Consider the following 12,212-nt stretch of genomic DNA (forward strand, 5'->3'; position numbering starts at 1 on the left):
TCAGAATTGTGGGTATCAATCTAATGATGATCGTGTGGCAGCTATCAATATTCAAGAATTGGGTCACCGATATCTGTCGAGTGAGAAAAAACCGCGGTTTGAAAAAGTTGTGCCAATACAAAATTATTAAACATAAAACAATATACGGTAAGTGTCTACAGACCGCTTACTGATGGGGTGCCAGTCAACCATCCCTTAGTGTCTTTAAACGGTTGGAGATATTACATCGTTTGTACAACCACTATGTTTAGGACAAACTCTCTGTTTTAACAGAGAGTAGTTGATATATAATTTCATTATTTTATCAACCTTTCTGCTGTTAAATTATAGATAAGTATACCTTTATACTAAAATAATAAATTCACATCATATCCCTCATACTTCAGACCGAAATCGATAAATACTCATGTATAATAGACAAAAGTACTACTATAAATAAAGGAGTCATCATGTATTTAACCATTTTTGCTATCGTGCTCATTATCGCTGGTCTCATTAACGGATATATCATCCTGATAAAATACCCCAAAGAATTTCAATCAACAAAAATTCTCCATAGTTTCTTGACCCTATCTTTACTCCTGATTGGCCTATACTTATTGATAAAAAATATATAAACCCAAAATGCCAACACTGTAATTTACACATCTGTTGGCATTTTGGGTTATAGTCTTTCATTATGGTATCTACAAAATAAATACTAAGCCAATGAAGTTTTGAATACTTTAGAAGTCAATATATTATGATGTAATATGAACCATCACACATGACTAGCGACTCTTCATTAGTAACTGAACGGCTTGTTGAATACGCTCTTCACCTGTGCGACCATTTTTAATATTTTCTTGCACACATTCTACTAAATTTTCAGCAACAATTAAACTAATCGCACGATCAATACTAGAGCGCACCGCTGATAATTGCGTAACAATATCCACGCAATCTTTTCCTTCTTCAATCATATTCAAAACACCATGCAATTGACCGTCAGAACGTTTCAAACGGTTTACAATTTTTTTATCGTATGCCATTAAACAATTTCTCCATTCCATGCAGAAATGCCGCCCTTTACATTTATCACGTCGTATCCTTCTTGTGTTAATTGTTGACAAGCCTTTGCAGAACGTGCTCCGGAATGACACATGACATAGTAAGTTTGTTTTTTATCCAATTTATTTTTTTCAGCTGAAAGATTACTTAAAGGAACATGGATTGCACCATTTAGGTGTCCATTTTCCCATTCGTTGTTTTCTCTCACGTCTACTAAAGGCAGTTTCTCGTTTTGCCACTTTTGTTCAAATGCTGACATTGATATTGAATGATACATGATGTTATCCCCTTTTCTAGTTTCACTGCTGAGTAAAGCGCAAAGACGCCATCTAAATTTTAGTTTGCTAGCTATTTTGTTTCAGTATGCTTTCTGCTATATAGCTAGGTCGTCCACTGTGACAGCCGATAATAATTGATTGATTGATCTTTTGATAATTTCGCCTGTTACACTACCTATAATGACACTGCTCATTAATAGCGTCTTGCTTTGCGCTTGTCTAGGTCATCATACCGAAACGGACGTTGATCATATCATGTCCTTACGTCTCCACATACCCCAACCCGTATACCTATTATACCTCTACCGGTATTTTCTGTAAAGGTTTTTTGTAGCGCATAATGCATAATGTGACATAATATTTTTGATAGTTTCTACCTGGATACCAAACTACAAAACAGCGTTCAATAGGTTTGAATAAGGAGAAAACTTAAGCTAACTTATGGTTTGGATAGAAATTCAGTAAAAAAATAAGAGAACAGGAAGTTTAACAACCTGTTCTCTTATTTTAATATTTAAAGTGATATTTTATTTTGCAAATTGACTGTTATAAAGATCTGCATAGAAGCCACCTTCAGCCATTAATTCATCATGGTTACCTTGTTCAATAATATTACCGTGATCCATGACTAAAATAATATCTGCATTACGGATAGTAGATAAACGGTGCGCAATCACAAATGATGTTCTGCCTTCCATCAATTTATCCATTGCTTCTTGTATAACGACTTCCGTACGTGTATCAACCGAAGATGTCGCTTCATCTAAAATCAATAGCGGTGCATCTTTCAGTAAAGCACGCGCGATCGTGAATAATTGTTTTTGCCCAACTGATAAAGTAACTGAATCATCCAATACTGTATCGTATCCTTCAGGTAGCGTATTAATAAAGTGATCAATACCTACAGCTGCAGCTGCTTGTTCAACCATCTCATCAGTAATGTTTTCTTGGTTAAAGATTAGATTTTCACGAATTGTGCCCTCAAATAACCAAGTATCTTGTAATACCATAGAGAATTGATCATGAATAGTTGCCCGTGAGATGTCACTTGTTGGTATCCCATCAATATAAATTTCACCTGAATCAATTGGGTAGAATTTCATCAGCAAGTTCACGATGGTTGTCTTCCCAGCCCCTGTAGGTCCTACAATTGCAATTTTTTGCCCAGATTTGGCCGCTACTGAGAAATCTTTGATAATCGGTTGGTCTGCCTCATAACCAAAGTGTACATGTTCAAAAGTGACATCCCCATGCACATCTGGTAACTCACGTAATAAGTTCGCATCCTCTGTCATTTCCTCTTCATTTAAGAACTCAAATACACGATTTAAGGCTGCTGACGCAGATCGGAAAGAAGAAAATGATTGTGACAATTGGCCTAATGGTTGGGTGAACATCCGAACATAAACCATAAAGGATACCACTACCCCAAAGGTAATATCGCCATTTAAAGCCATGATAGATCCGACAACAGATACCGCCACATAACCGAAGTTTCCAATAAATTGCATCAAGGGTTGCATGATACCTGATAGGAATTGGGCATGCCAAACACTATCATACAAAGCTTCATTCGCTTCATTAAAGGTTTGTGTCATCTGCTGACGTGCATTAATTGTCGTTAACACACTTTGACCAGAGTAAGACTCTTCAGCAATACTATTCACATTTGCTAAATTCTTTTGTTGTGAAATAAAATAACCTTGTGAACGGCGTAGAATTAAAACAATGCCAACAAATCCGATAATCACAGAAACTAAAGTGACGAAGGTCAACATCATATTATTGTAGAACATCATCACCAAAGTCCCAATCAATAAAGTCACAGATGGTATGAATGAAGACATGGTTTGGTTTAAGGACTGACCAACCAAATCCAAGTCGTTGGTTACCCGACTTAAAGTGTCCCCGTGACTATGACTATCAAAATAACGTAAAGTCAAGCGGTCAATTTTATCAGATACATTCTTCCGTAACTTTCTTGAAAACTTTTGAATGATCGTTGCCATCACAAAAGTTTGAATATAAGTGAATATGGCCCCAATTACATAGATAATCACAAGGGTTATGGCAATTTTTGAAACTGCCGCCAAGTCAATCCCATCCGGTGACATCAACCCTTCTGTAATCTTATCCGTCATATCCCCTAACCGGTCAGGACCGATAATAGATGCTATAGAGCCACCCATTGCTAGGATAACTGCCACAACAAAGGGCCATCTATATTCCTTGGCATATTTCATCATATTCACCATCAATGAAGGTTGATTTGCATCTTTTTTCTTACGCATTTGCTAATTCCTCCTCTGATAATTGTGAATAAGCAATCTCTTGATATACTTTATTTTCTGCCAATAACGTTTGATGTTTACCGCGACCAACAATTTCTCCACGGTCTAGAACTAAAATCTCATCTGCATCCATAATCGTTGAAATACGTTGCGCCACAATGATTTTTGTCGTGTCAGCCATTCTTTCCGCTAAAATGGCACGCAATGTCTTATCTGTCTGGTAATCTAATGCAGAGAATGAATCATCAAAGATCAGAATCTCTGGTTTACGCGCAAGCACGCGAGCAATCCCTAAACGTTGTTTTTGACCACCAGAGAAGTTATTACCTCCTTGAGCAACACGGGTATCTAACCGGTCTGGCTCACTCTCAACAAAGTCTCTCGCTTGTGCAGTATCTAGTGCATACCAAATTTCTTCGTCTGTTAATGCTTCATCTTCTAAATGTTCATTACTTTCACCAAGGTTCATATTTGAACGAATAGTCCCTGAGAAAAGAACTGGTTTTTGCGGCATATAACCCACAATATTATTCAAAGTCATATGGTCAAAATCTTTAACATCTTGCCCATCAACCAATACTTGCCCTTCAGAAACGTCATATAAACGTGGAATCATTTGGATTAATGTTGATTTACCAGAACCAGTTGAACCAATAATGGCTAAGGTTTCACCCTTGTTGACTTTAAAGTCAATATCTTTAAGGGCGGGTTTAGCATCATCACCGTATTTAAACGTGACGTTTTTAAATTCAACACTACCTTGTTCACTTGTTTCAATACTATCCGAATTAAAAGCGATTGAAGGTATTAAATCTAACACTTCGTTAATCCGATTTGCTGAAACAATGGCACGAGGTAGAAGCATAAAGATCATAATCATTAATAAGAAACCAATAATCACTTGCATAGCGTAGGATGTGAATACAACCATGTCAGAGAATAAGTCAATTTGCTCTGGCCCTTGTGCTGCATCCGCAATTAGATAAGCACCTGTCCAGTAAACCGCTAAAGTTAGCCCATTAGAGACTAAAGTCATCCCTGGTTGCATAATCCCCATAATCCGGTTGACAAAGATTTGTGTATTGGTTAAATCATCATTGGCTTTAGCAAATTTTTTATTTTGGTAATCTTCTGCATTATACGCCCGGATGACACGTAAACCAGTTAAGTTTTCACGCGTTACCGCATTTAGGTTATCAGTCATGGTTTGAATTTTTTTGAAACGCGGTACTGCAAAATACATAATAAAGCTAATCATAATGAGTAAGACAACAACAGCAGCTGCTGTCGTCACTGACCATTGCCAGTTTTGACCGGAAATTTTGGCAATCGCCCAGATAGACATGATTGGTCCACGTAATACCACTTGAAGACCTAAGGCAATTAACATTTGAATTTGTGTCAAATCATTGGTAGAACGCGTCACTAAACTTGGTACAGAGAACTGATTAATCTCATTAGCTGAATAACTCATCACCGTATCAAAAACTTCACCACGAATACGGGCAGTTAAACTGGCTGCAATTCGTGCGGCAAAGTAACCTACCAATATAGCAGAGGCAAAGGAAGCTAATGATAAACCAACCATTACCAACCCAGGTTCCCAAATATCTGAAGTCACCGTATCTGGCATCTGTAGTAACGCTGTAATTTCTGACATGTAGTCAGGGATTTCTAACTCTAAATAAACTTGCAGCATAATCAGTAACAAGCTTAGTAAAGCAAGCAGTCTTTCCTTTTTATTTGCTTTTGCTAATAGTTTTAGCACCTTTCATTTCCCCCTAATCACAACCTATCTTAAGATTGCATATTTTGAATTAATTTGTTCAATATACGAACAAATGTGTCGACTTCTTCTTGTGATAAACCAGCAACTAGTCTATCGTCTACTTCCTGTAGTAAATAGAGAATGCGGTCATGGGCCTCATGCCCTTCCTCTGTCACAATGAGTCTTTTTAAACGACCATCTTTTTGTGATTTCTCCGTTCTCACATACCCATTCTTCTCTAATCGGCTCACCAATTCAGAAGCTGTTGATTTACGAATCTTCATATATTTTTCCAGGTCTTTCACATACAGCTCATCTTTGGTAGATGCATGGATAATATAACCCAAAGCCATTGATTGCGGACCCTTCATATCTCCCAATTCGTGCTCACTAAGTTCGACACCAATATTTCGATGGACTGCAATTGTTAACTCCCTTAGCAAGCCACCTATGTACATTGGCTGATGCTCATCTTTCATTCTTGTCACCTTCTCTATCATTGATATATAGTTCGCACGCTAACTATTATACTAAGACTCAAATCAATGTCAAAATAAAAGTTTCTAAAATACCATTTTTTTGTCAGTTTTTTCATGGGTAAAATAATAGCAAAAACTAGTACATCATGCTTACCCAAAGGCATAGACACCATATACTAGTTTCATGAAAAGTATTCAATTTTAAAGTAAAGCAATATCTGTCCGGTAAGTTAAGGATTTCCCATGGATTTCTGCAACCACATCATATACTGCTTGCCGTGCTGTTTGAAGATCATCCGCTAAGGCAACGGGAGTTAATACTCGCCCACCGTTGGTCAGCAATTGCCCTTTTTCGTCTCTGGATGTCCCATTATGGAAAATAAGGGCATCATCAGGTAAGGCTTGAATCAATTGATGATTGTCATAGGGTCCAGGATAACCTTTTGAATACAACACAACACCGACAGCTGCTTGATTAGACCAAGTCAAATCAGCTGAATCCAAAGTCCCATCTAGCGTTTTTTCAAAGACTGTCAATAAGTCACTCTCTAATCTCGGTAACAATACTTCTGTTTCAGGGTCTCCAAAACGGACGTTAAATTCAAGTACCATTGGTTCGCCATCTTGAATCATAAAACCGATAAATAAAATCCCATAAAAAGCAAAATCTTCCGCCACTAATCCAGCTTCAATTTGACCTAAAATAGCATTTATCTTAGCTTGTAGGACGTCATCTTCATTGTCTGGTGTGGAATAAACCCCCACACCACCTGTATTAGGACCTAAATCACCATCAAAGGCCTTTTTATAATCTTGGGCTGTATCCATGGGCACTAATCTGTTATTCGACACAAAACACAATAATGACTGCTCATGCCCCTCTAGATAATCTTCAATCACGACCTGGCTACCGCTAGTACCAAAACTTTGATCGAGCAACATATCCTTCAAAGTGGCATCTGCTTCTTCAAAAGTTTGACAAATCACAACGCCCTTCCCTTTACATAAGCCATCCGCTTTAATCACAATCGGTAAAGCAGACTGGCTGATATAATCCTTGGCTTCCAAATAATTATCTGTAGTAAATGATTGAGCGGTCGGAATTTGATACCTATTCAAAAATTGTTTGGTAAAATCCTTACTCGCTTCAAGTCGAGCACTCTTTTGGTTAGGACCAAAAATAGGAATATCAACCGCTTGGAAGGCATCAACAATGCCCGCACTTAAGGGATCTTCTGGACCTACAATCACTAGTTCAATATGCTCAGATAAGGCAAATTTCACTAAATGATCGAAATCCATCACGTCAATATCAACATTCGTAAAGTCGCTAGCCGTCCCCGCATTTCCAGGTGCAATAAAAATATCAACTGGTCGCTTAGACTGAGACAATTTCCAAGCAATCGCATGTTCTCTACCACCCGCACCAATAATTAGAATTTTCATGATATCTCCTCAGCTTATTAGTGTTTAAAATGACGCATACCTGTGAACAATACTGAAATATCATAAGCTTTAGCTGCTTCGATGACTTTTTCATCTTGTACTGATCCACCCGGTTGAACAATCGCTTTGATGCCATATTCATGTAAAGTATCAATGGTATCTGGGAAGAAGAAACCATCAGAAGCAACGACAGCGCCAGCTAATGGGAATTCAGACCGCTCTAGTGCATCTTCTAAAGCCCAGACACGACGCACTTCCCCATGGCCTAGCGCTAAGGTTTGTTTATCTTTAGCAATAACCATAGCGTTTGATGCACAGTGTTTCGCCACCTTCCAAGCAAAGTCCATATCTTCTAACTCTTTATCCGTTACTTGGCGGTCAGATTTCAATACGATCCCATCTTCACCATAAATACTTAAATCTTTATCTTGAAGTAATAATCCACCTACTGTTTCTTTATAGGTGGTCTTTTTACCTTTGAATTCACCTAATTTAGTGGACTTCACTAAACGAATATTCTTTTTCTTACTTAAAATAGCAAACGCTTCTTCAGTGAAGTCAGGAGCCACAATAATTTCTAAGAAAATTCTAGCTAACTGATCAGCAGTTTCTGCATCAACCGTACGGTTAAAGCCGATAATACCACCAAAAATGGAAATAGGATCACCTTCAAAGGCTTTTTGATAAGCTTCAGCAGGTGTTTTTCCAACCGCTACCCCACAAGGATTTGCATGTTTAACAGCCACACACACTGGTTCATCAAATTCTTGCACTAAGTCCATATTTGCCCGCATGTCATTATAATTATTGTAAGAAATCTGTTTACCATGAAGTTGTTCTAAATCAAAATCCTCTTCTAGCGGGCTTTCATAATAAACCGCTGCTTGATGAGGATTTTCACCATAACGCAATAACTCTTTATAGCGGTATCCCTTAGTGAATAACTCTGGAAATTGTTCATTTGTTTCAGCTGTAAAGTATTCAGCAATCATGGCATCATAAAAAGCTGTTAATCTAAAAGCTTTTGCAGCTAAACTTTCGCGTAATTCAAGCGTATTTTGGTCATTTTCCAAAGCATCAGCTACTCGCTCATAATCCTCAGTAGCGGTAACAATTAACACATCTTTATAATTTTTAGCAGCTGCACGAATCATTGAAGGTCCACCGACATCAATTTTTTCAATAATTTCTGCTTTACTTGCTACGCCATTCTTCACTGTTTCTTCAAATGGGTATAAACTATTCACCACCATATCAATGGCATGAATACCCATTTCATCTACAGTTGCTTGATGACTGGCGATATCACGATTAAAAAGAATACCGCCATGAACATGAGGATGTAAGGTCTTTACACGGCCTTCTAAAATCTCAGGAGAGTTAGTCACTTCTTCAACAGCAATTACCTTGATACCAGCTTCCTCTAGTAAGGTTTTTGTCCCGCCAGTAGAAATGATTTCCCATCCTAGTTGATCTAATTTTTCTGCAAATGCTACAATACCAGTCTTATCATAAACAGAAATTAAAGCTCTTTTCATACATATCTCCTTATGTTTCCGTATTATTTATTCATTTCTTGAATTAAATCAGCAATCGCTGTAATTAATATGCGATGCTCTACTTTTAAAACGCTTGCTTGTAAACTTTTGGCATCATCACTTGCTAAAACTTGAACAGGTTCTTGAATGAGTATCTTTCCCTCATCAAACCGTTCATCCACTAAATGTACTGTAGCCCCTGTTACTTTAACGCCTCGATCAATCACTGCTTGATGGACTTTTAATCCATAATATCCCTTACCTGAAAATGCAGGAATTAATGAGGGATGAATGTTTATCATCCGGCCTTCAAAAGCTTGAACCAACTCTTTAGAAATAAGCTTTAAGTAACCAGCCAAGACAACAATATCCACTTGATGGTTTTTCAAGCTAGCTAAAATTTTCTGATCATCATTGGCATATAAATGATCAATACCCGCCATTTCCGCTCTTTTCAATCCATAAGCATCTGCCTGATTAGAAATCACAACAGCTACTTCTGCTGGTAAAATTCCCAAACGACAAGCATCCATCACCGCTTGCAGATTTGTACCATTTCCAGAGATTAATACACCAATTTTGATCATACAAAACTTACCTCAGCCTCTTGCACATTCACCTGACCTAATATAAAAGCTTTTGCGTCATTATCTGCTAACACCTTCAAAGCCGTATCTAAATCAGATGGATCAACAAAAATCACCATACCGACCCCCATATTAAAGGTTGCAAACATTTCCTCATCAGTAATTTGACCAAGTTCTTGTAAATATTCAAAAATAGGTAAACTTGGCATTTTTTCACGTTGAACAGTTAGACCTAATCCTTCTGGTAGTACACGTGGGATATTTTCAAATAAACCACCACCAGTGATATGGGCTAACCCTTTAATGGTAACTGCTTCAATTAGCGCTAAAATATCTTTCGCATAGATTTTAGTAGGTGTTAATAATACTTGCCCAATAGTTTGGTCAGTATTTGGATATGGATGGTCAAAAGTCATATTATTCTTCGCTAATATCGCTCTAACTAAAGAAAAACCATTACTATGTACACCTGAAGATGGTAAGCCAATCGCAATATCACCAGCTTTAATATCTTTTCCTGTGATTATTTGCTGCTTATCTACTAGCCCCACTGCAAATCCAGCAAGGTCATATTCATCCTCGCTATACATACCTGGCATTTCAGCTGTTTCTCCACCGATTAAGGCAGCACCAGCTTGCTTACAACCATTCGCGACACCTTCAACAATGTTAGCCATCTTCTCAGGAATCAATTTACCTGTAGCAATATAATCTAGGAAAAATAAAGGCTTAGCACCTTGGCAAATGATGTCATTGACACACATAGCAACTAAATCAATGCCCACGGTATCATGAATACCCAAGGCTTGTGCAATCATTAACTTAGTCCCTACGCCATCCGTTCCTGAAACAAGGACCGGTTCTTTCACTTTATGGGCGCTGAGTTCAACCATACCTGAAAAGCCGCCTGTTTCAGTCATCACCTGATCTGTATAAGTGGCTTTCATCATGTCTTTAATTAATTGCACTTGCTGGTAGCCAGCCTCTTTATTTACACCAGCAGACTTATAATCTAATCCCATTTTTCTCTCCTACTCTTCAGTAAAATAAGATTCATAAAGTTTATTTCGTCCGATAGCGCGGTGGAACCCATCTAAACTAATATATTTCAAACTATCACAACCAATAAGGTCTCTTACTTCATCAACACTACGGTTATAAGCTACTAGTTGCTGTTTATCTGGAATATCTACCGTCATCGATTCATCCTTTACAACTGGCGGTGCAGCAATTCGGACATGGATTTTACTTGCCCCAGCCTCTTTTAACGTATTGACCGTCCGTTTAATCGTTGAACCACGTACAATAGAATCATCTACTAAGATAATCTCTCTATTAGCCACAATACTTTTAATAGGCGTTAGTTTAATTTCAATATCGCGCTCTCGAATAACTTGAGAAGATTGAATAAAAGTTCTACCAATATAGCGGTTACGAACGAAACCTTGTTGGTAAGGTAAACCGGAAGCATTTGCATAGCCCAATGCAGAAATGATACCCGATTCAGGCGCACCAATGACCACACCTTTACGTAATTGATCTTCCTGCCACAAAATTTCACCTAAACGGTAACGCGCATCATATACAGAAATCCCATCCAAAATCGAATCAGGGCGGGCAGTATAAATAAATTCAAAAGCGTCCAGGTTTTCAGTTGCTTCCATATTTGCTGATAAGTAATAAGAAATACTTTGTGATTTAGTTTGCACAAATAACTCACCCGGTTGAATTTCACGAATCACTTGTCCAGCAATACTATCAATAGCAGCGGTTTCCGAACTAGCAATAATCATATCGTCCATCTTCCCAATCGCTAAAGGTTTCACACCATCTAGATGTTTGTAAGCAATGAAGCGGTCTTTATTCATGTAAATTAACGTAAATTTCCCGACTAATCGTTCTAGATAAGCCTTAATTTCTTCCACATCTTTCCCTAATGTGTCAATACAGGCTTGAAAAGTGAAATCGGGATTTTCAATTTCTCCATCAATCGCCATTAAAGCCCCTTTATCAAAAAACGGCATTGGTTCACTTTCACGGTCTTCAAAGGGATATTGGACAAATCCAATCCCCTTGTTACCCGCCATATGCTCAATTAAACCAGCACCAAAATGTTCACTAATTAGCCCATTTTTACGGAGAAGTGCTACCTCCCCATTAGGTAAAATTGTTCCCATTCCAACAGCAGCTTGACCGCGATGTTGTAAGGCATACAGACCGTAATATAGGTGTGGAAAAGCTTCGATAGCCTTGAAGCTATAGATACCTAAAATACCACTCATTTACTCACCTACTACAATGCTTGAACAGCTGCTTCATTGTTCATATCACGAACACCAGCACTTAATTCTTTTTTATAAGCTGCTAATTTTTGACTTAAATCTTGGTCTTGAACTGCTAGAATTTGTGTAGCCAGTATTGCCGCATTTTCACCACCATCTAAGGCAACTGTAGCTACTGGTACACCTTTTGGCATTTGAACGATGGATAATAAAGCGTCTAAGCCAGACAACGTAGAAGATTTAACAGGTACACCAATCACTGGTTTAATAGTCATACCTGCAATCACACCCGGTAAATGGGCTGCTTTACCAGCAATCCCAATATAGACATCCGCATCATCTTGACCAACTAAGGCTTGTAAATCATCTAAAGCACGGTGGGCAGAAATCACGGATACTTGATAAGGAATTTCAAATTTACTTAAGTTACTAGTTACTTTTCGAGCAATTTCAACATCACTTGAACTACCCATAATAATTCTAACGAACATAA

At 37.9% G+C, this 12,212-nt stretch carries 11 protein-coding genes; all 11 read right to left on the bottom strand.

The features are described 5' to 3' along the window. Nucleotides 1-770: 770 nt before the first annotated feature. The 11 genes from CJ191_RS01650 to purE all read right to left on the bottom strand — a co-directional run bounded on the left by CJ191_RS01650 (nucleotide 771) and on the right by purE (nucleotide 12,210). Nucleotides 771-1,031, bottom strand: a complete 261-nt coding sequence (locus CJ191_RS01650; protein ID WP_070468198.1) for a metal-sensitive transcriptional regulator — start codon at nucleotides 1,029-1,031, stop codon at nucleotides 771-773. Further along, entirely contained in the window at nucleotides 1,031-1,327 is a 297-nt protein-coding gene (locus CJ191_RS01655; RefSeq protein WP_070468199.1) for a rhodanese-like domain-containing protein, read from the bottom strand. Before CJ191_RS01655 ends, CJ191_RS01650 begins: the two co-directional genes overlap by 1 nt. Before the next feature lie 528 nt (nucleotides 1,328-1,855). Continuing rightward, nucleotides 1,856-3,619 carry an ABC transporter ATP-binding protein gene (locus CJ191_RS01660; RefSeq protein WP_257994098.1) on the bottom strand — a complete coding sequence of 588 codons (1,764 nt, stop codon included), beginning with the start codon at nucleotides 3,617-3,619 and terminating at the stop codon, nucleotides 1,856-1,858. After that, complete coding sequence (locus CJ191_RS01665; protein WP_070468201.1) at nucleotides 3,612-5,387, bottom strand: ABC transporter ATP-binding protein; 1,776 nt, start codon at nucleotides 5,385-5,387, stop codon at nucleotides 3,612-3,614. The genes CJ191_RS01660 and CJ191_RS01665 overlap by 8 nt, the downstream gene beginning before the upstream one ends. Before the next feature lie 29 nt (nucleotides 5,388-5,416). Next, the gene (locus tag CJ191_RS01670; RefSeq protein WP_180960913.1) at nucleotides 5,417-5,866 is read right to left on the bottom strand and encodes a MarR family winged helix-turn-helix transcriptional regulator; all 450 of its coding nucleotides are present in this window, start codon (nucleotides 5,864-5,866) and stop codon (nucleotides 5,417-5,419) included. 201 nt (nucleotides 5,867-6,067) lie between these two features. Further along, nucleotides 6,068-7,312 carry a phosphoribosylamine--glycine ligase gene (gene purD, locus CJ191_RS01675; protein ID WP_070468202.1) on the bottom strand — a complete coding sequence of 415 codons (1,245 nt, stop codon included), beginning with the start codon at nucleotides 7,310-7,312 and terminating at the stop codon, nucleotides 6,068-6,070. 17 nt (nucleotides 7,313-7,329) lie between these two features. Continuing rightward, a complete protein-coding gene (gene purH, locus CJ191_RS01680) occupies nucleotides 7,330-8,850 on the bottom strand; it encodes a bifunctional phosphoribosylaminoimidazolecarboxamide formyltransferase/IMP cyclohydrolase (protein WP_102198789.1) in 1,521 nt (506 codons plus the stop codon). 23 nt (nucleotides 8,851-8,873) lie between these two features. Then, on the bottom strand, nucleotides 8,874-9,437 hold the full coding sequence (gene purN / locus CJ191_RS01685) for a phosphoribosylglycinamide formyltransferase (RefSeq protein WP_070468204.1): 564 nt from the start codon (nucleotides 9,435-9,437) through the stop codon (nucleotides 8,874-8,876). Further along, complete coding sequence (gene purM, locus CJ191_RS01690) at nucleotides 9,434-10,459, bottom strand: phosphoribosylformylglycinamidine cyclo-ligase (RefSeq protein ID WP_070468205.1); 1,026 nt, start codon at nucleotides 10,457-10,459, stop codon at nucleotides 9,434-9,436. Before purM ends, purN begins: the two co-directional genes overlap by 4 nt. A 9-nt stretch (nucleotides 10,460-10,468) precedes the next feature. After that, nucleotides 10,469-11,719 carry an amidophosphoribosyltransferase gene (locus tag CJ191_RS01695; protein ID WP_102198790.1) on the bottom strand — a complete coding sequence of 417 codons (1,251 nt, stop codon included), beginning with the start codon at nucleotides 11,717-11,719 and terminating at the stop codon, nucleotides 10,469-10,471. An 11-nt stretch (nucleotides 11,720-11,730) separates the two neighbouring features. Beyond that, entirely contained in the window at nucleotides 11,731-12,210 is a 480-nt protein-coding gene (gene purE / locus CJ191_RS01700) for a 5-(carboxyamino)imidazole ribonucleotide mutase (RefSeq protein ID WP_070468207.1), read from the bottom strand. Nucleotides 12,211-12,212: the final 2 nt, after the last annotated feature.

Source organism: Aerococcus viridans (assembly GCF_002871935.1).
In the GTDB taxonomy this organism is placed as follows: Bacteria; Bacillota; Bacilli; order Lactobacillales; family Aerococcaceae; genus Aerococcus; species Aerococcus viridans_B.

What these genes read in the sequence shown, in the direction of transcription:
- CJ191_RS01655 (WP_070468199.1), bottom strand. Translation starts at nt 1,327, where the DNA reads ATGTATCATTCAATATCAATGTCAGCATTTGAACAAAAGTGGCAAAAC.
- CJ191_RS01660 (WP_257994098.1), bottom strand. Translation starts at nt 3,619, where the DNA reads ATGCGTAAGAAAAAAGATGCAAATCAACCTTCATTGATGGTGAATATG.
- CJ191_RS01650 (WP_070468198.1), bottom strand. Translation starts at nt 1,031, where the DNA reads ATGGCATACGATAAAAAAATTGTAAACCGTTTGAAACGTTCTGACGGT.
- CJ191_RS01670 (WP_180960913.1), bottom strand. Translation starts at nt 5,866, where the DNA reads ATGAAAGATGAGCATCAGCCAATGTACATAGGTGGCTTGCTAAGGGAG.
- purH (WP_102198789.1), bottom strand. Translation starts at nt 8,850, where the DNA reads ATGAAAAGAGCTTTAATTTCTGTTTATGATAAGACTGGTATTGTAGCA.
- purN (WP_070468204.1), bottom strand. Translation starts at nt 9,437, where the DNA reads ATGATCAAAATTGGTGTATTAATCTCTGGAAATGGTACAAATCTGCAA.
- purD (WP_070468202.1), bottom strand. Translation starts at nt 7,312, where the DNA reads ATGAAAATTCTAATTATTGGTGCGGGTGGTAGAGAACATGCGATTGCT.
- purE (WP_070468207.1), bottom strand. Translation starts at nt 12,210, where the DNA reads ATGTTCGTTAGAATTATTATGGGTAGTTCAAGTGATGTTGAAATTGCT.
- CJ191_RS01695 (WP_102198790.1), bottom strand. Translation starts at nt 11,719, where the DNA reads ATGAGTGGTATTTTAGGTATCTATAGCTTCAAGGCTATCGAAGCTTTT.
- purM (WP_070468205.1), bottom strand. Translation starts at nt 10,459, where the DNA reads ATGGGATTAGATTATAAGTCTGCTGGTGTAAATAAAGAGGCTGGCTAC.